This is a genomic window from Sphingobium sp. GW821-FHT02B05 (assembly GCF_059421905.1).
The window spans coordinates 162,821-180,117 of sequence record NZ_JBWKVW010000001.1 but is presented as its reverse complement, the minus strand read 5'-3'; the positions used below and the strand labels follow the sequence as shown (position 1 = coordinate 180,117).

At 64.1% G+C, this 17,297-nt stretch carries 19 protein-coding genes and 1 other RNA gene; 7 read left to right on the top strand and 13 right to left on the bottom strand.

Going from position 1 to position 17,297, the window contains the following annotated elements; genetic code table 11:
* Positions 1-63 precede the first annotated feature (63 nt).
* From AC07UX_RS01020 to AC07UX_RS00995, 6 genes are all read left to right on the top strand, one after another.
* Positions 64-1,461: an amino acid permease gene (locus AC07UX_RS01020; protein ID WP_495190178.1), complete on the top strand. Its 1,398-nt coding sequence runs from the start codon at positions 64-66 to the stop codon at positions 1,459-1,461.
* Between the two features lie 103 nt (positions 1,462-1,564).
* Positions 1,565-2,365, top strand: coding sequence for a diaminopimelate epimerase (dapF, locus tag AC07UX_RS01015; protein ID WP_495190177.1), 801 nt, complete (start codon positions 1,565-1,567; stop codon positions 2,363-2,365).
* A gap of 4 nt (positions 2,366-2,369) precedes the next feature.
* A complete protein-coding gene (gene mtaB, locus AC07UX_RS01010; protein ID WP_495190176.1) occupies positions 2,370-3,611 on the top strand; it encodes a tRNA (N(6)-L-threonylcarbamoyladenosine(37)-C(2))-methylthiotransferase MtaB in 1,242 nt (413 codons plus the stop codon).
* Positions 3,611-4,549, top strand: a complete 939-nt coding sequence (gene ftsY / locus AC07UX_RS01005; protein ID WP_495190175.1) for a signal recognition particle-docking protein FtsY — start codon at positions 3,611-3,613, stop codon at positions 4,547-4,549. Before mtaB ends, ftsY begins: the two co-directional genes overlap by 1 nt.
* The gene (ispZ, locus tag AC07UX_RS01000; RefSeq protein WP_495190174.1) at positions 4,539-5,201 is read left to right on the top strand and encodes a septation protein IspZ; all 663 of its coding nucleotides are present in this window, start codon (positions 4,539-4,541) and stop codon (positions 5,199-5,201) included. Before ftsY ends, ispZ begins: the two co-directional genes overlap by 11 nt.
* Before the next feature lie 195 nt (positions 5,202-5,396).
* Positions 5,397-6,011 (top strand): superoxide dismutase, encoded by a 615-nt coding sequence (locus tag AC07UX_RS00995; protein WP_495190173.1) that lies wholly within the window; start codon positions 5,397-5,399, stop codon positions 6,009-6,011.
* Positions 6,012-6,088: 77 nt separating this feature from the next.
* Here the strand turns inward: AC07UX_RS00995 and AC07UX_RS00990 are convergent, their stop codons facing one another.
* The 13 genes from AC07UX_RS00990 to mscL all read right to left on the bottom strand — a co-directional run bounded on the left by AC07UX_RS00990 (position 6,089) and on the right by mscL (position 16,464).
* Positions 6,089-7,621 (bottom strand): methyl-accepting chemotaxis protein, encoded by a 1,533-nt coding sequence (locus tag AC07UX_RS00990; RefSeq protein WP_495190172.1) that lies wholly within the window; start codon positions 7,619-7,621, stop codon positions 6,089-6,091.
* A complete protein-coding gene (locus AC07UX_RS00985; protein WP_495190171.1) occupies positions 7,621-7,932 on the bottom strand; it encodes a hypothetical protein in 312 nt (103 codons plus the stop codon). The genes AC07UX_RS00990 and AC07UX_RS00985 overlap by 1 nt, the downstream gene beginning before the upstream one ends.
* Before the next feature lie 34 nt (positions 7,933-7,966).
* On the bottom strand, positions 7,967-8,305 hold the full coding sequence (locus tag AC07UX_RS00980) for a (2Fe-2S) ferredoxin domain-containing protein (RefSeq protein ID WP_495191744.1): 339 nt from the start codon (positions 8,303-8,305) through the stop codon (positions 7,967-7,969).
* The gene (locus AC07UX_RS00975) at positions 8,278-8,826 is read right to left on the bottom strand and encodes a J domain-containing protein (RefSeq protein WP_495190170.1); all 549 of its coding nucleotides are present in this window, start codon (positions 8,824-8,826) and stop codon (positions 8,278-8,280) included. The genes AC07UX_RS00980 and AC07UX_RS00975 overlap by 28 nt, the downstream gene beginning before the upstream one ends.
* 61 nt (positions 8,827-8,887) lie before the next feature.
* Positions 8,888-9,292: RNase P RNA component class A (gene rnpB, locus AC07UX_RS00970), an RNA gene on the bottom strand.
* 42 nt (positions 9,293-9,334) lie between these two features.
* Positions 9,335-10,033 (bottom strand): N-acetylmuramoyl-L-alanine amidase, encoded by a 699-nt coding sequence (locus tag AC07UX_RS00965; protein WP_495190169.1) that lies wholly within the window; start codon positions 10,031-10,033, stop codon positions 9,335-9,337.
* A gap of 129 nt (positions 10,034-10,162) precedes the next feature.
* A complete protein-coding gene (locus AC07UX_RS00960) occupies positions 10,163-11,041 on the bottom strand; it encodes a CheR family methyltransferase (RefSeq protein WP_495190168.1) in 879 nt (292 codons plus the stop codon).
* Positions 11,041-12,123: a chemotaxis protein CheB gene (locus AC07UX_RS00955; RefSeq protein ID WP_495190167.1), complete on the bottom strand. Its 1,083-nt coding sequence runs from the start codon at positions 12,121-12,123 to the stop codon at positions 11,041-11,043. Before AC07UX_RS00955 ends, AC07UX_RS00960 begins: the two co-directional genes overlap by 1 nt.
* A gap of 71 nt (positions 12,124-12,194) precedes the next feature.
* A complete protein-coding gene (locus tag AC07UX_RS00950) occupies positions 12,195-12,560 on the bottom strand; it encodes a response regulator (RefSeq protein ID WP_120249421.1) in 366 nt (121 codons plus the stop codon).
* An 82-nt stretch (positions 12,561-12,642) separates the two neighbouring features.
* Positions 12,643-13,080 carry a chemotaxis protein CheW gene (locus AC07UX_RS00945; RefSeq protein WP_495190166.1) on the bottom strand — a complete coding sequence of 146 codons (438 nt, stop codon included), beginning with the start codon at positions 13,078-13,080 and terminating at the stop codon, positions 12,643-12,645.
* Positions 13,081-13,091: 11 nt separating this feature from the next.
* Positions 13,092-15,458 (bottom strand): chemotaxis protein CheA, encoded by a 2,367-nt coding sequence (locus tag AC07UX_RS00940; RefSeq protein WP_495190165.1) that lies wholly within the window; start codon positions 15,456-15,458, stop codon positions 13,092-13,094.
* Between the two features lie 152 nt (positions 15,459-15,610).
* Positions 15,611-15,880 (bottom strand): hypothetical protein, encoded by a 270-nt coding sequence (locus AC07UX_RS00935; RefSeq protein WP_495190164.1) that lies wholly within the window; start codon positions 15,878-15,880, stop codon positions 15,611-15,613.
* Positions 15,881-16,026: 146 nt separating this feature from the next.
* Complete coding sequence (gene mscL / locus AC07UX_RS00930; protein ID WP_495190163.1) at positions 16,027-16,464, bottom strand: large conductance mechanosensitive channel protein MscL; 438 nt, start codon at positions 16,462-16,464, stop codon at positions 16,027-16,029.
* A 102-nt stretch (positions 16,465-16,566) separates the two neighbouring features.
* Between mscL and AC07UX_RS00925 the strand changes: the two genes are divergently transcribed.
* Complete coding sequence (locus tag AC07UX_RS00925; protein ID WP_495190162.1) at positions 16,567-17,169, top strand: LemA family protein; 603 nt, start codon at positions 16,567-16,569, stop codon at positions 17,167-17,169.
* Positions 17,170-17,297: the final 128 nt, after the last annotated feature.

The window sequence follows — 17,297 nt, the reverse complement described above, 5'->3', positions numbered from 1 at the left end:
TTTATTTCGCTTTCTGCGGGAAATGTGCGAAGTTAAGGCAATACCGAGGGGGAGCCAATAAATATGAGCTGGACACGCCGCAAGCCAATGGAGGCGATGACGCCCAGGGAGGCCGGGCATCAGATGGCGCGCACCCTGTCCTGGCCGCACCTGTTGGCGCTGGGCGTCGGCGCGATCGTTGGCACCGGCATCCTGACGCTGATCGGCGTCGGCGCGGATCGGGCCGGTCCCGCCGTCCTGCTCTCCTTCGCCATTGCCGGGGCCATCTGCGCCTGCGCGGCGCTCGCCTATGCCGAACTCTCCACGATGATGCCGGCGGCGGGCAGCGCCTACAGCTATTCCTATGTGGTACTGGGCGAAGGCATCGCCTGGATCGTGGGCTGGTCGCTCATTCTGGAATATAGTCTGGTCGTATCGACCGTGGCGGTCGGCTGGTCGGGCTATGCCGCGCCGCTGCTCACGCCGCTGGGCTTCCCGGCCGCCTTGACCCAGGGGCCTGAACTGGGCGGCCTCGTCAACCTGCCCGCCATCTTCATCATCGCGGTGGTCGCCGGGCTGCTGATGTTCGGCACGCGCGAAAGCGCGCGGCTGAACACCATATTGGTCCTCATCAAGATCGTGACCCTGAGCCTCTTCGTCGCCTACGCCCTGCCCGCTTTCGACGCCGCCAATCTCGAACCCTTCATGCCCTTCGGCTTTGCCAAGCATATGGGGCCGGACGGCGTCGAACGCGGCGTGATGGCCGCCGCCGCGATCATCTTCTTCGCCTTCTACGGTTTCGACGCCATTTCGACCGCAGCGGAAGAAGCGAAGAACCCCGACCGCGACCTGGCCATCGGCATCGTCGGATCGCTGATCGTCTGCACCCTCATCTATGTCCTCGTCGCAGCCGCCGCGATCGGCGCCCTGCCCTTCACCCGCTTTGCCGACAGTCCGGAGCCGCTGGCGCTGATCCTGCGCGAAATGGGACAGGGCGGCATCGCCCGCATCGTCGCCATCGCCGCCGTCATCGCGCTGCCGACCGTGCTGCTGGGCTTCCTCTATGGCCAGAGCCGCATCTTCCTGGTCATGGCCCGCGACGGCTTCCTGCCGCAGGGCCTCGCCAAAATCTCGAAGCGCGGCACGCCTGCCCGCATCACCATCGTCACCGCGATCCTGGTGTCGATCATCGCCGGCGTCCTGCCGATCGACGAGATCGCCGCGCTGGCCAATGCCGGCACGCTGATCGCCTTCACCGCCGTGGGCCTGTGCCTCCTCGTCCTGCGCAAGCGCGCGCCGGACCTGCGCCGCCCCTTCCGCACGCCCGCCGCCTGGTTCGTCGGCATCGGCGCCATCGCGGGCTGCGCCTATCTCTTCCTCAGCCTGCCGATGAAGACAATCATCGCCTGCGCCATCTGGAACGCCATCGGCCTGCTGGTCTATTTCCTCTATGGGCAAAGACGAGCCGACGCTGTGCGTTAAAGCATTTCGAAGTCAGCTGTCGCGGCGGACGGCTCGCACAATGCGGAAACCCAAAGCGCCGAACCACTGGCCTTTTCCATGCGCGCGCACTACATGGCCGCGCATGGGACGCTTTTCGAAAATGCATGGCCTCGGCAATGATTTCGTCGTGATCGACGCGCGGGAAAGCGCCGTCGCCATGACGGAGGCCCGCGCTCGCGCCATTGCCGATCGCCATGCCGGGATCGGCTGCGACCAGTTGATCCTGATCGGCGCAAGCGACGATTCCGACGTGTCGATGCAGATCTTCAACGCCGACGGCAGCGAAGTGGAGGCCTGCGGCAACGCAACGCGCTGCGTGCCCCTGTTCGTCGGCCGCGACGTGCTGATCCGCACCAGGGCCGGCCTGCTCGATGCCAAATCCGTCGATGGCGGCGCCAGCGTCGATATGGGGCAGCCCCGTTTCGACTGGGATGCGATCCCGCTCGCCTATCCCATGGATACGCTGACCTTGGGCGCCAGCTGGGAAGACCTCCCCGCCCCTGCCGCCGTCAATGTCGGCAACCCGCACGTCATCTTCTTCGTCGATGATCTGGACGCCGTGGACTTCGCTCGCCTTGGCGCGCTGATCGAGCATGATCCGCTGTTCCCCGCCCGCGTGAACGTCAATTTCGCGCAGGTCGTGGGCGACAATCACATCCGCCTCATCGTGTGGGAACGCGGCGCCGGCCTGACGCGGGCTTGCGGCACCGGCGCCTGCGCCACCGCCGTCGCCGCGATCCGCCGGAAATTGATGGCCGGGCCCGTTACCGTCAGCCTGCCCGGTGGCGACCTGACGATCGAATGGGCGCCCGGCGGCACGATCCGCATGACCGGCCCCGCCACCCATGTCTTCGACGGCGAGGCCGACTGGTCGCGTTTCTGAGCCTATGGCCGGCCCCGACATCATCACCATGGGCTGTCGCCTGAACATCGCGGAGAGCGAGGCGATCCGCGACATGGCCAGCGGTCAGGACGACCTGATCGTCGTCAACAGCTGCGCCGTGACCGCCGAGGCCGTGCGCCAGACCCGCCAGGCGATCCGCCGCGCCAGGCGGGAACGGCCCGGCGCGCGCATCCTCGTCACCGGCTGCGCGGCCCAGACCGAACCACAGACCTTCGCCGCCATGGCCGAAGTCGACGGCGTGATCGGCAACCGGGAGAAGATGGAGGCGAGCGCTTTCGCACCCGTGGCGCAGAAGGTCCGCGTCTCCGACATCATGGCCGTGCGCGACACTGCGCCGCACATGGCATCCGCGTTCGCAGACCATGCCCGCGCCTTTCTGGAAGTGCAGAATGGCTGCGATCATCGCTGCACCTTCTGCATCATTCCCTATGGCCGGGGGAACAGTCGCTCCGTCCCCGCCGGCGCAGTGATCGACAAGGCGAAAGAACTGGTCGACGCAGGCTATAAGGAAATCGTGCTGACCGGCGTGGACGTCACCAGCTACGGCCCCGACCTGCCGGGCAGCCCATCGCTCGGCCTGCTGATCGAGCGCATATTGAAGGGCGTGCCCGACCTTCCCCGCCTGCGCCTGTCCTCGATCGACAGCGTGGAGATCGACGAGCGGCTGTTCGACCTGATTGCCCACGAACCGCGCATGATGCCGCACCTGCATCTATCGCTCCAGGCCGGCGACGACATGATCCTCAAGCGCATGAAGCGTCGCCACGGCCGCGCCGACGCCATCGCCATCGTACAGCGAGTCAAGGCCGCGCGTCCCGACATCAGCATCGGCGCAGACATCATCGCCGGCTTCCCGACCGAGGATGAGGCGATGTTCGCGGGTAGCCTGGCCCTGATCGACGAATGCGACATCGTCCACGGCCATATCTTCCCTTATTCGCCCCGCACCGGCACGCCTGCCGCCCGCATGCCGCAGGTCGATCGTGCCACGATCAAGGCCCGCGCCGCCCGCCTGCGCGACGCCTGCGCCGCCCGCCGCGACGACTGGCTGCGCAGCCTGATCGGGACCACCCAATCCGTGCTGGTCGAACGCAGCGGCCTGCATGGCCATGCCGAAAATTTCGCGCCGGTGCGCTTCACATCGGCTAAGCCCCCCTCGTCCATCGTTCGCGCCACCATCACGGCGCTTGAGAATGGCGCCCTGATCGCGCAAGAGGCAGCATAATGACAGATACCGGCACCAGCTGGCGCGACCGCCTTTTCGGCGGACTGAAGCGCACGTCCGACAAGCTCGGCGACAACCTCACCGGCCTTTTCTCCAAGGCCGCGCTCGACGCGCAGACCCTCGACGAGATCGAGGAAGCGCTGATCATGTCCGACCTTGGCCCCGCCATGGCCGGGCGCGTGCGCGACCGCCTGGCCGAAGGGCGCTTCAACAAGGAATTGACCGAGGAATATCTGCGCGAAATCATCGCGGAGGAAATCGAGAAGACGCTGGCCCCCGTCGCCCGCCCGCTGGAGATCGAAGCCTTTCCGCGCCCGCAGGTCATTCTGGTGATCGGCGTCAACGGGTCGGGCAAGACCACCACCATTGCCAAGCTGGCCAATAATTTCCTGGAACAGGATTATGGCGTGATGCTGGCGGCGGGCGACACGTTCCGCGCCGCGGCCATCGGCCAGCTGAAGGTGTGGGCCGAACGCCTTGGCATCCCCATCGTCGCGGGCAAGGAAGGCGGCGACGCGGCCGGCATCGTATTCGACGCCGTGAAACAGGCGACCGAAACCGGCATCGACGTGCTGATCGTGGACACCGCCGGCCGGCTCCAAAACAAGACCGAACTGATGGATGAACTGGCCAAGGTGCGCCGTGTGCTGGGCCGATTGAACCCGGCCGCCCCGCACGACGTTGTGCTGGTTCTGGATGCCACCACGGGACAAAATGCGTTGAACCAGATCGAAGTCTTCAAGGAAACCGCGCAGGTGACGGGGCTGGTGATGACCAAGCTGGACGGCACCGCGCGCGGCGGCGTGCTGGTCGCTGCGGCCGAGAAATTCCGCCTGCCCATCCACGCCATCGGCGTGGGCGAAAAGATCGAGGATCTGCGCCCCTTCGATCCGGGCGACATGGCACGCGCCATCGCGGGGACGGCGTATGCCCGCTGACATCAGGCCGGCGGCAAAGCCCACGCATAACGGGACGCTCAGCCTTGCACTCGATTTCGGGCCGCTACTGGTCTTCTTCCTGACCTATAAGGGTGCAGGCTGGATCTGGGGGGCCGGCAATCCCATCACCGCCATGACCTTCGGCACCGCCGCCTTCATGATCTCCATCGTGGTCGCGGTCATCATATCGAAGGTGAAGCTGGGCCGCGTATCGCCCATGCTGTGGCTGTCGGCGCTGCTGATCCTCTTCTTTGGCGGCCTGACCATCTATTTCCACGATCAAAGCTTCATTCAGATCAAGCCGACGATCATCTACACCTTCTTCGCCTTCATGCTGTTCGCCGGCCTGCTGCGCGGCAAGCCGCTGCTGAAATATCTGCTTCAGGCTGCCTATGACGGGCTGACGCATGAAGGCTGGCTGAAATTGTCGCGCAACTGGGCGCTGTTCTTCGTCGCCATGGCGGTCGCGAACGAAGTGATGCGTCGGTCCATGACGTTCGACACCTGGCTCGCCGTCAAAGTGTGGGGCGTGACTATCGTGTCGGTCGTTTTCGCCGCCGCGAACATCCCGATGCTGATGCGCCATGGCCTGACGCTCGGCGATAATCTGGACAGCGACGAAGTGGGCGAAACCACCCCGCCGCAGGGCTGAACCGGACCATCAAATCCCCCTGGAATCATCCGATTTCTGCAATCGTTTCGCAATAGGCACATATTGGTTTTCTTGGGCGTTGGGTGCGCATATGGGAAGCGACGGAGGCGTCCACGCCCCGCATGGACCATATGATCGAACGGCTGCGCCCTCGTCTTGCGCGGCCGCCCCATAACGAATCTGAGGAGTTCCGCCATGGCCTTTGTTCTGCCTGACCTTCCCTACGCCAAGGACGCCTTCGGCGATATCCTGTCGGTCGAAACCTTCGACTTCCACCATGGCAAGCATCACAATGCCTATGTCGTGAAGGCCAATGAACTGGTCGCCGCCGACGCCTCGCTTCAGGGCAAGTCGCTCGTCGAACTGATCAAGACCGCCAAGGGCGGGCTGTTCAACCAGGTCGGCCAGATCTGGAACCATACCTTCTACTGGAACTCCCTGTCGCCGGTTAAGACTGCGCCGACCGGCCAACTCCTCGCCAAGATCGAGGAAGCCTTCGGTTCGGTGGACGCGCTGATCGAAAAGCTGAAGGCCGAAGCCGTCGGCCATTTCGCCAGCGGCTGGGCCGCGCTGATCCTGAAGGACGGCAAGCTGGAAGTGACCAGCTATCATGACGCCGACACCCCGGTCGCGCATGAAGGCCATGCGCCGCTGCTGATCCTCGATGTGTGGGAACATGCCTACTATATCGACTATCGCAACCTGCGCCCGGCCTATGCCGAAAAGCTGCTGAAGGAAGCGATCAACTGGGATTTCGCAGCGCAGAATCTGGACGGCGAAGGCGCCAGCCGCGCCGACCAGCCGGCCTGATAGAATGAAGGGGCCGGCTACCGATGGTGGCCGGCCCCTTTTTTTCCTTTACTCCTCGACGGACACAGCAGTCGCGATCAGGCCGCTGCCAGTTGCGTGACGAACTGGTCTGCCGCCCGCTGCAATATCTGCGCCGTATGCGACAGGCTGGACGCTGCGCTCGACACCCGACCGGACAGGCTTTCCGTGTCGCGCGCCACATCGGCCACGCCGCCCATCTGGCGCGTCATGCTGGCGGCATCCTGCGCCGTATCCCGCGCAGATTGCCCGATCGCGCTGGTCGCGTCCCGCTGATCGGCCACGGCGCGCTGAATTTCATCGGCTGCGCCTGCCAATTGCTCCACTACGCCCGCCACTTCGGATAGTGCCTCCCGTGCCACGCCGGCGCCTTCCCGCGCAGACCAGGCAAGGGCGTGAATCTCGCCCGTCGCGTTGGCGGCCTGTCCCGCCAGTTGCTTGACCTCGCCCGCCACGACCGCAAAGCCCCGACCGACATCGCCAGCCCGCGCCGCCTCGATAGTGGCGTTGAGCGCCAACAGATTAGTCCGTGCCGCAATCTCGGTAATGGAGTTGGCGAAGCTGGTGATGGAGGTCGTGCGTCCTTCCAGGTCATGCACCGCCTGATGACCTGTGGTCGATACACGCTGCGCTTCGCCACCCAATACAGCCTGCTGATGCGATGCCGACGCGATCGCCGCGATCGATTCCGACAGTTGACCGATGCGCTGCGCCAGCATCGCCGCATTGGCAGAGGATTGCTCGGCAATCGCCACGGTTTCTTCCGTTCCGGCGCTGGCGCGCTGGGCCAGCTGGTTGAGCTGTCGCGCAGATTCGTCCAGTTCCTGCGCCGCAGCACCGACCGACCCGACGATCTCCGACACCGAACGGCGGAAATCCTGCACCAGCGCCACGGTCGCCGAACGCCGTTCGTCGGCCATGCGGGCCTTCTCGACCTCCTGCTGACTGCGTAACTGCGCCGCGCGGCCGTCCATGTCCCGACTGGCTGCCATCGCCGCCTCGGCGGCGGCACGCCCCTTTTCCGCTTCCTGCGCCAGTTCGCCGGCTTGCACCACATGGCCGTCCAGCGCCAGCAGCATCGCCCGCAAGCGGATCGTCAGGTAACAAAGCACGGCAGCCTGCAACACGACTGCGATGGCATGGATCGCCACGCGGCCGACATTCGCCTGGTCCGGAAAGACCCAGGCGGGCAGCAGCAGGCTCAGGATCAGGTGATGTACCGCCGTCAGCGACGCTGCCAGCATGATCGGCCGCCAGTCATACAGCAGCGCCAGGCCAGCCAGCGCCACGAAGAAGAACATATGGCCGTCCATCTGCCAGCCATGGCCGGACAGAAGATAGAGGCCGATCGCCGGCTGCACGGCCGCCAGAGTGCCCACGGCCAGCCGCGTCTCCAGATCCTCGCGCTGGCGCATCACCTGTATGGTGGGCAGCACATTGACGAGCGCGGACAGCAACAGGGCGCGACCGCCATGCTGCACGCCCAGAAACAGGCCTCCCAGACCGATCGCCACCGTCCACCACCAATTGGCGAACAGCAAAATGCGCAGGCCCTGCAACCGCAACCTGTCCAGACTGGTCATGGCATTCATCAAACAGGCTCCCCACAACCACCCATTTGCGCGGACAAGGCGACGATGCCCCGTTGCAATAACGCAGGCGCCAGTTGATCCCGCTCGCCCTCGACCAGCAATGAACCCGGCCATGGCCCCTTGGCGACCAGCAGCGCGCCTCGCGCCACAGCGATGGGGGCGACGGCCGCTTTCGCTTCGTCGGTCAGGGGCAATAACAGCATCCGTCCGCTGGCAGGCGGAACGGCATAAAGGCCAAGCAAGCCGAAAAGGATCAGGGCGCATTGCGCGGCCAGAGGCAGGCCACGTCGAAAGGATGCAAAGAGAGGCATTGCCTCCATTTAGGCGGGATTGGTAAGAATAATATTAAGGATGGGGCTTCCCGTTCAGGCCCAACGCCTCGCTCAGTTCATCCAGGTCCGCCCCCGGCCGCACCAGCAGCCAGTCCCGGCTTGCGGCGCCATCGACCACCGTTACCGCGCCCCTTGGGCAAACGCCCAGGCAATTGACCTCCACGATGCCGGCCGCCGCCTTGCGGCCCTTCTTCAACGCCAGATGCCTGCGCAAGGCCTTGGCCAGCCGCTCATCGCCGCCCGGCCCGAAGCCGCCGTCCAGCTTCTTGGAACATTTGCGGCAGATCAGTGCCACATTGGACCAGTTGGACCGGACCTGATCCTTCAATCCGCTGCTCCCCGCGGCTTCCAGGTCCGCCGCTCCTCCGCCGCGCGCAACACTTCATAGGCCGCCTGGATCGCCTGGAACCGGACGGCGGCGTCGCTGTCGCCCGGCTTCACGTCGGGATGATATTCCTTGGCCAGCCGGCGCCAGCTTTTCTTGACCGCGTCGAAACCGGCATCATCCTCCAGTTCCAGTGCCTTGAGTGCATGCAATTCGTCGCGCGACCGGCTGCCATCGCCCGGCCCACCCCAGCTGTGATAGGCGCTGGACTGATAGCCGCCGGCGTCCCGCCGCTCGGCCTTTTCCCGCGACGCCCGTTCTTCGTCGTCCAGACCCTGAAAATAATCCCAGTTGCGGTTATATTCGCCCGCATGTTCGGGGCAGAAATACCAGCGTTCCGGACTATTGGGGGATTTGGGTGCGGGGCAATCGCCCGGCTGGTCGCAACCATAGCGGTCGCACATGCGCACGCGCTGCGCCTCACGCGCGGCCCCATATGCACGCCAGCGGGGAAAGCCCCAGTCATTGGATCGGCTGTTTCGTGCCATTGCCCCGAATTAGGGAAGGTGCGGGCGGAAAGCCAGCCCGGCCGCCGATTTTACGGCGGAAAATGCCAGAGGGCCTGTAAGCCGGGTTCTGTCCACCCCGATCAAGGGGATAGGCGACCATTCCTCTAGGGACCGGATTGCTCCGGTCCTCAAGCAACCAACCCGGACGATCTCGGTCGAAACTGACCTAGCAGTCGAAACTGCGCGCCGTCCCTATTCGGTCTTGCTCCCGGTGGGGTTTACCGTGCCGCCTTGCGTTGCCGCAGACGCGGTGCGCTCTTACCGCACCCTTTCAATTTCGCGCGGTCGAAACCCAAATGCCCTAAGACAAAACGCGACCTGCTTTCTGTTGCACTGTCCCTTGGATCACTCCAGCCGGTCGTTAACCGGCACCGTCATTTCGTGGAGCCCGGACTTTCCTCGCCGTGGCAGTTACCCGCCACGCCGCGGCCGCCCGGCCCTCTGGCGGAATGGGCCTTAGACCGATTTTCCGGTCCCGTCATCCCGCTTATTCGTCCCCGCGGGGTTTGGGCAGCAGCAAGGCCAGCAGGATGGCCCGACATTCGCCGCAAATGACCCCGTCGATCAGTTCCGGCCGGAAACGGCGCTGGAAAGCGACAACCGCCGCCTTGGGATCGGCAATGTCATAGCCGAAGCGTTCGAGCGCCAGCATGAACCCGCTGTCCGTCCATTGCGGGTCCATCAGATTCTTCGTCGGGCGCGGCAGCGCCAGCCGCAGTCGCGCCAATTGCGCCCAGGGGAACAGCTCGCCGGGGTCTTGCTTGCGCGCCGGCGCAACGTCGCTGTGGCCCACGATATTGCCGCGCGTGATCTTGTGCCGCTGCACGATGGCATGCACCAGCGGGATCAGCGATCCCATCTGCGCTTCGGGAAAAGGGCGATAGCCCCATTCATGACCCGGATTGACGATCTCTATGCCGATGCTCGCCGAATTAATGTCGTCCACGCCGCGCCAATGCGATCGCCCCGCATGCCAGGCACGCCTGGCTTCATCGACCATGCGAATGACCTGGCCATCTTCGGTCACGACATAATGGGCCGACACTTTCGATTCCGGATTGGCCAGCCAGTCTATGGCGCTCGCTGCGTCCGGCATGCCGGTATAGTGCAGCACCAGCATCGTGATCGGCAGGCTGCGGTCGTCGAAATTGGGCGACGGCGTATCGATCATGGGCATGTCGGTCATCGAAAAAGGCCAGTCACTTGCAGCGGCTCGGTCATCGCACCCTTCCGGTCCGCCCCTCTGGCAGTCTGCATGGGATCATGGCCGAGACGGACGCGGCAATCAAGCAGGGTTAACGCGGATGAAGGCGCTTCATCCGGCCCGGCGTATCGGCCCACCAGCATATTGCGGCGTCAGCGGCTTGGGCGAGTAGCCGCCGCGAAAATCGGGATGGGACAGAAAATCATCGCCCTGTCCGATCACCGTCTCGCCCGCACCCAACAGCAGCACGGATGCGGCATGGCTGTGCCGGGCCAGCAGCCGCAGCACGGCAGCGCGCCGATCGGGCGTGAAATAGAGCAGGACATTGCGGCACAGTAGCAGGTCATATTCGCCGGACGGCGCGCGCGGATCGAACAAATTGTCGCAGCGGAAATCGATCATCCGGCGCAGTTCTGAACTGGCCCGCCAATCCTCTCCATGCGGCTCGAACCATTTGATGAGGTCGCCGACGGCCAGACCGCGCTGCACATCCATCTGCGAGAAGATGCCGGAACGCGCCTGCTCGATCGCGGCAGTGGAAATGTCGGTCGCCAATATCTCGATCCGCCAGCCCTGCCAACGCGCACCATCGTTGAGCAGCCGGATCGCGAGCGAATAGACCTCCTGCCCGGTCGAACAGCCTGCGCTCCAGATACGCAGCGTACGATCCTGCTTCTCCTCCTGGATGCGAGGCAGGATCTGACGATGAATCATATCGAAAATTTGGAGATCGCGAAAAAAGCTGCTTTCGTTATTGAGCAATGCGTTGACCACATCTTCGTCCAGTCGCGGATCGCGCTTGCGCAGCAATTGCGCAGCCAGATCGTCGATCGTCTGCAATCCGTGCGTGCGCAGGACGGGGCGCAATGCCGTTTCCATCCGCCAGGCGCGGCCTTCCGACAGCACCTGTCCGGTGCGCGCTTCCAGCAATCCGGACAGGATGCGCGCGGCACCCTGAAAGGCAGTGGGTTCGGCGGGTGGCAGCGACATCAGGCGGCAATCTTTCCGCGGCGCGCGACGAAATTCATGATCGCCAGCGGCTCCATCACGGCACAGGTCAGCCCTGCGCCGGCAACGGATCCCGGCATGCCCCACACGACGCTGCTCGCCTCGTCCTGCGCCACGATCCAGCCGCCCGCCGCGACGATCTCACGCGCGCCCAGCGTGCCGTCCCTGCCCATGCCGGTCAGCACGATACCCGCAGCGCCGGCTCCATAGACCTCAGCCATGCTGGCGAACATGGGGTCAACGCCCGGCAGGTTGCCCGCCGGCGTACGCTCTGGATTGAGCAGGATAACGACCCGGCCGTGCAGGCTGCGGCGCAACTGAATATTAGCGTCGCCCGGCGCGACATAGACGGTGTCGGGCGCCAGCAGGTCGCCGGTTTCCGCAACCTTCACCTTCAGGCTGGTCATGCGTGACAATTGCTGGGCGAAATAGACGGTAAAACTGGCCGGAAGATGCTGGGTGAGGAGCACCGGCACGCCCAATGGCGCCGCCAATCCCTCAAATAATTGGCCGAGCGCATGAATGCCGCCGGTCGACGCGCCGATGCCGATGCAGGCAAGCGGCGCGCCGGCCGCTTCGACTATCCCCGGCCGCGTCACGCGCGGCAATGGGGTCGCGACCGCGCGATCACCGAACAGCCGGTTCAATCGGCCGATCAGCGCTTCGGGAAATTGCTCGCCGAAACTGCCGCTACCCGGTTTGGACAATATGTCACTGGCGCCCAGCGCCAGCGCCTCGATCGCGGCGGCGCTCCCTTCCTCACACTTGCCCGACAGGATCGCGACCTTGACGGATGGGTTGGCGCGCAAAATCTGGGGCAACGCGGCCAAGCCGCTTTGTCCCGGCAGTTCGATGTCCAACAGCACCAGATCGACCACATGATCGGCCAGATAACCCAGCGCATGTTCGGCGCTATTCGTCTTTTGAACGACGCTATATCCCGTATCGGCATGGAGGATGCGTTCGATAACCGTCCGCACGACGACCGAATCGTCAACGACCAGCGTCCGTATGACGGGTCGTGCGTCACCATGACTGGTCATTATCGGCATCATCGCGGTCATCACGGGGCTTTCTGCGCGGAAGAATCAACGGAAAATCGACGGCACTCCTGGATCGGCGGATATGACGCCCGCTAGATCACTCCGACGATCGCCAGCTTGCTTTCCAATGTCTCCCGATCGAACGGCTTCATGACATATTCGTCGGCGCCGGCCTCGACCGCGGCCTTGATATGGCTGATGCCATTTTCGGTGGTGCAGAAAATGATCTTGGGCCGCGCGGCCATCTTCGCGGTCGAGAGCGCTTGCAGAAATTCCATCCCGCTCATGACCGGCATATTCCAGTCGAGAAGTACGACGTCGGGGGGCGATGCCTCGCACTGGGTCAGTGCATCCTGACCGTCCACCGCCTCGCTGACGGTCAGGTCGAGCGATTCGAGTATATGGCGGGCAACCTTGCGGATCACCTTCGAGTCGTCGACGACCAAACAATTCTTCATGAAGCGTCCCTTAGTTTTTTGCGTCCCGTTTCGTCGGGCTTAACCAGCAAAGGCGAGGATTTGGTAAACAAGCATTCGGAAATCAGGCGGCTTGCGCGAGCGCGCCACCTTCAATGAAGGCAGCTAGCGACACGAGCAGCCAGGGATGCCCTTCATGCTCGACCAGCGCGCGGGCATAGGGAGCCCAGGCTGCATCGAGCTGACCGCGCAAAGGCAACGCGCCTTCCGGCACGCGGCAAATATCCGACACGCCATCGACCATCAGGCCATAGCTATGGCCACTGATGTTCGCGATGATTGCCAGGCTGCGCTTTTCGGCCGGCGTCGCCACGCCGCGAATCAGGGCGCCAACATCGATAATCGTCAGCACGCGGCTGCGAAGGGCGGAAAGACCGGCGATATGCGCGCCCATGCCAGGCACGGGCGACACGTCAGCCAGGCGGACGACCGCCTCCACCTCACCGGTTTCGACGGCGATCCGGGTGCCTGCCAGCGTCGCGAGCAGATAAAGCTGATCCATAAACCTTGTCCTTATCCTCGCCGGCCGGCGATTGCCGCCATCAGCGCGTCCTGGTCATAACGATAGATGCTGCCATCCTGCGGCCCGGTGGGCCGGGGCGAGGCGCGCAGATGGACGACACGGCATCCCATGATCTCCGCCGCCTGCGCCGCATCCGCTTCGGTACACAACACCACATCTTCGGGATCGACCTGTGCATCGCCGGGCAGGCCCAACAGCACTTCGTGCCCCGCCTGCCGCAGCAGCGGCGCCAATATCTCGCGCGTCCAGCCGTCATTGCTGTCGGCCAGCAGGCAGCGTCCCCGTACCCGCTCGACCATCGCCTCTTCGGGCAGGGCGGCGAACAGGGCGAAGGGGTTGATGACCTCCAGATGTTCGCCCTCGATCACGGCGACACCGCTCAGCATGCCGTGCATCGCCACCATGTCGGGCACGGCCGGCATTTGGACGATGTCCAGCACCGCCGCCACCGGGTAACAGGCCTCCCGCCGATCGTCGCGCAGGCGCAGGGCTGACACCTTGTCGCGATCGAACTGGGACAGGCCGTTGGCGACCGGCACCAGGCGGCCATCCAGCCGGACGAAGGCGCGACCACCGGACCGGCCGAACAGGCTGGCGTCGATATCCTCGACCCGCTCGATCAGCGACAATTTCAGCAGGCGGCGTTCGCCCGATAATTCCTCGAACCGCAACGCGGCCACCATTTCGACACCGGTTTGCGCGTCCGCCTGTTCTTCCTGCTGCCGCGCCGCCCTGTCGTCGATGATGTTGGGCAGTTGCGCCGCATTGGCCAGGCCCGCCGCGTCCAGCAGCAGCATCGGCTTGCCATTGTCGGGCAAAGTCATGCCGGCATAGACGCCCGTCGCCATCACCAGCGGCGAAGCGGGGCGGATCACCAGTTCTTCATGATTGTCGACCGCCGACACGCCCATGGCAAAGGGCACGCCGGTCGCAGACCGCACCACCATGATGGCGCGCGGTCCCTGCTGCGCAGGCTTGGCCATGCCCAGCACATCCTCCAGATCGACCATCGAATGACGGACCGCGCGGATCGTCGCAATCTTCGCACCGCCCACTTCGCTGACATGCAGCGTTTCGTTATTGTCGTGCAGGATTTCGACCACCGCCGCGCGGGGTATGGCGAAATGCTGCCCGCCGGCACGCACGATGAGGCCAGGGATGATGGTCAGCGTCAGTGGCACGCGCAAGGTGATGCACAGACCCTGTCCCGGCTGATTGTCGAGCGCGATGACGCCCCCGATCCGCTCCACATTGGCGCGGACCACGTCCATGCCGACGCCACGGCCGGAAATCGCGGTCACCTTGTTCGCGGTCGAAAGGCCGGCATGGAAGATCAGGTCCAGCCTGTCCTGTTCGGACATGCGGGCGGCGGCATCGGGCGTCAGCCGCCCGGCGGCAATCGCCTTGTCCACCAGACGCGCCGTGTCGATGCCCGCGCCGTCGTCGGCGATGGCGATCACGATCTGGTTGCCAGACTGGCGCGCCTCCAGCCGCAGCCGGCCGATCTCCGGCTTGCCGGCTGCGCGGCGCTTTTCGGGCGTTTCGATGCCATGGTCGATGCTGTTGCGCACGATATGGGTGAGCGGATCGACGACCATCTCCACCATTTCGCGGTCCATCTCGACATCCCCGCCCTCCAGGCTGAGGTCGATCCGTTTGCCCAGTTCCCGGCCCAGGTCGCGCACCATGCGCGGGATCGCGGCGAACAGGCGATCGACACGCTGCATCCGGGTCTTGGAAATCACGTCGCGCATGTCGGCGACGCAGGTCGACAACCGCTCGAACACATTGTCCAGTTCGGGGTCGGCCGACCGCTCGCGCAATTTGCGCGACAATTCGTTGCGGGCCAGCACCATGTCCGACACGCCGTTCATCAATTGGTCGATCAGGCTGAGCGGCAGGCGAATGGTGCGCGGCCCCGCCTGCGCACCGGCGGATCGCGCCACCGCAACGGGCGCGACCTCGACCACCACTTGTTCAGGCTCATCTCCCCGTGCGCTCAGCGCACCGATCAGGAAGTCGTCATTCTCGCTGGGCAATGCGGCACCGATCGCCACCGCCTCGGTCAGTTCACCGATCCGGTCCATGATGCCCAGTACGGCGCTGACTGTCGCAGGGTCAGGACGGCGATTGCCGGCGCGAATCTCCGACAGCACATCTTCTGCCGCATGGCTCAATCGCTCGAAGCGCGGCAGGTTGAGGAAGCCGCAACTGCCCTTCACCGTATGAAAGAAGCGGAAGATGGCATCGAGCCGGTCCCCGTCCGAAGGGTCAGCCTCCCAGGCGACGACTTCGCCCGCTAGAGCCTCCAGCGTCTCCTGAGTCTCGGATATGAATTCCTGTAGTAGTTCGTCCATGCCTCAAGGCCCCAAGATGCGCGCGATGGCACCATTGCGGCGACGTAGTTAAAGGGCCGTTAAAGCTGAGCCGAACAGTAGCTCCAGGCAAAGAAAAAGGGCACCGCAGATAACCGCGGCGCCCTTTCATACGCTTGGCCTATGGCCGATATTTACTGATGCTTCTCGACGGCATCGCCAGCCTTTTCGCCCGCTTCGCGGGTCGCGTCAGCCTTGTTTTCCAGGACATCGGCGGCATTTTCAGCCGCATTTTCAGCATTACCCGACAGGTTGTCGGCCATCGCTTCCATATTGTCGGCCTGATTGTCGAGCGCGTCCGCCTGATTCTCGTAAGCGTTCTCGACCTTGTTTTCCTTGGCGGAATCGCAAGCGGAAAGTGCGACAAGGCTGGCAAGACCCAGGACTGCGACGAAAGTTTTCACGGCGTTATCTCCTGTTGCGCCCCCTCTAGGGCATATATCATTCGGCACCGGGTCGTGGCGGCATATGCCACCGCAAACCCTGACGCCGATCAACCGGCCGTACGCCTGATGGTTCCCGTCGCAGGCTCGTTTCGTCGCATAAACGATTATTTTTTGAGTGAATCCCGGATTTCGCGCAGCAGTACGATATCTTCGGGCGTCGGCGCGGGCGCCGCAGGCGCAGGTTCCGGCTTGGCGGTCAGCTTGTTCATGACCTTGACCAGCAGGAAGATGATGAAGGCCAGGATGATGAAGTTGACGAGCACGGTCAGGAACTGCCCCCATCCGAACATGGCCACGCCCGCCGCTTTCAGGTCTGTATAGCTTGTTGGGTTGCCCTTGAAGTCCGCAGGCAGGTCGCCCAGCCGCACGAAATAGCCGGAAAAATCGGCGCCGCCAAAGATGAACCCCACGACCGGCATGATCAGGTCGTCGGTCAGCGACTTGGTGATGGTGGCAAAAGCGCCGCCGATGATGACACCGACGGCGAGGTCCATCACGTTGCCGCGATTGATGAAAGTCTTGAATTCCGAAATCAGCCCCATGGTGTAAGCCCCTTATACCATCTGCAATAATCACTGCATGGCCCGTTGCGCCGCCAGGGGCAACGTCCTATTTCAACAGCGAAACAAAGCCGAGGATGTTCCATGTCGCTGATGCGTCGTTTTTCCACCGTGCTTCTGCCGCTCGTCGGCGCGCTCGCCCTGTCCGCATGCGGCATCAACAGCGTGCCCACCGCGCAGGAAGAGGCGAAGGCCAAATGGGCCGACGTCCAGGCGCAATATCAGCGCCGTGCCAATCTGGTCGGCAACCTCGTGGCCACGGTGAAGGCGGCGGGCAAGCAGGAACAGGATACGCTGGTCAAGGTGACCGAAGCCCGCGCCAAGGCGACCTCGGTTCAGGTCAATGCGGAGGATCTGTCCGACCCCGCCAAGGTTGCGCAATTCCAGGCGGCGCAGGCGCAACTGAGCCAGGGGCTTGGCCGCCTGCTTGCGTCGGTCGAGGCTTATCCGGACCTTAAAACCAACGAAAACTACCTCAACCTGCAATCGCAGCTGGAAGGGACGGAAAACCGGATCGCCGTTGCCATCCGCGACTATAATGGCGCGGTGCAGGCTTATAATACCCGCATCCGCACCTTCCCCGATGCGATCGGCGCGAAGATCATCCATGGCGCCAAGCCCATGACCCCGTTCCAGGCCACGACGCCCGGCGCGGAAGAAGCGCCGAAGGTCGACTTCGGCAACTGATCCGGTGCCCATCGCCACCTTCGCGCCAACGGGGCGCCACCCCGCCCCGTTCGGCCTGAGCCTGTCAGAGGCCCATGCCTTCCCATCCGGGAAGGGCAAGCCCGGCGGGCGGTGGCGGTTTGTCGCCC

Bases quoted from the DNA above. Each gene is read 5' to 3' on its own strand.
- AC07UX_RS00990 (WP_495190172.1), bottom strand. From the start codon at position 7,621: ATGAATGCCATGACCAGTCTGGACAGGTTGCGGTTGCAGGGCCTGCGC.
- AC07UX_RS00955 (WP_495190167.1), bottom strand. From the start codon at position 12,123: ATGACCGCGATGATGCCGATAATGACCAGTCATGGTGACGCACGACCC.
- ftsY (WP_495190175.1), top strand. From the start codon at position 3,611: ATGACAGATACCGGCACCAGCTGGCGCGACCGCCTTTTCGGCGGACTG.
- ispZ (WP_495190174.1), top strand. From the start codon at position 4,539: ATGCCCGCTGACATCAGGCCGGCGGCAAAGCCCACGCATAACGGGACG.
- AC07UX_RS01020 (WP_495190178.1), top strand. From the start codon at position 64: ATGAGCTGGACACGCCGCAAGCCAATGGAGGCGATGACGCCCAGGGAG.
- AC07UX_RS00945 (WP_495190166.1), bottom strand. From the start codon at position 13,080: ATGGATCAGCTTTATCTGCTCGCGACGCTGGCAGGCACCCGGATCGCC.
- AC07UX_RS00975 (WP_495190170.1), bottom strand. From the start codon at position 8,826: ATGGCACGAAACAGCCGATCCAATGACTGGGGCTTTCCCCGCTGGCGT.
- AC07UX_RS00960 (WP_495190168.1), bottom strand. From the start codon at position 11,041: ATGTCGCTGCCACCCGCCGAACCCACTGCCTTTCAGGGTGCCGCGCGC.
- dapF (WP_495190177.1), top strand. From the start codon at position 1,565: ATGGGACGCTTTTCGAAAATGCATGGCCTCGGCAATGATTTCGTCGTG.
- AC07UX_RS00940 (WP_495190165.1), bottom strand. From the start codon at position 15,458: ATGGACGAACTACTACAGGAATTCATATCCGAGACTCAGGAGACGCTG.
- mscL (WP_495190163.1), bottom strand. From the start codon at position 16,464: ATGGGGCTGATTTCGGAATTCAAGACTTTCATCAATCGCGGCAACGTG.
- AC07UX_RS00985 (WP_495190171.1), bottom strand. From the start codon at position 7,932: ATGCCTCTCTTTGCATCCTTTCGACGTGGCCTGCCTCTGGCCGCGCAA.
- AC07UX_RS00995 (WP_495190173.1), top strand. From the start codon at position 5,397: ATGGCCTTTGTTCTGCCTGACCTTCCCTACGCCAAGGACGCCTTCGGC.
- AC07UX_RS00950 (WP_120249421.1), bottom strand. From the start codon at position 12,560: ATGAAGAATTGTTTGGTCGTCGACGACTCGAAGGTGATCCGCAAGGTT.
- mtaB (WP_495190176.1), top strand. From the start codon at position 2,370: ATGGCCGGCCCCGACATCATCACCATGGGCTGTCGCCTGAACATCGCG.
- AC07UX_RS00965 (WP_495190169.1), bottom strand. From the start codon at position 10,033: ATGACCGACATGCCCATGATCGATACGCCGTCGCCCAATTTCGACGAC.
- AC07UX_RS00925 (WP_495190162.1), top strand. From the start codon at position 16,567: ATGTCGCTGATGCGTCGTTTTTCCACCGTGCTTCTGCCGCTCGTCGGC.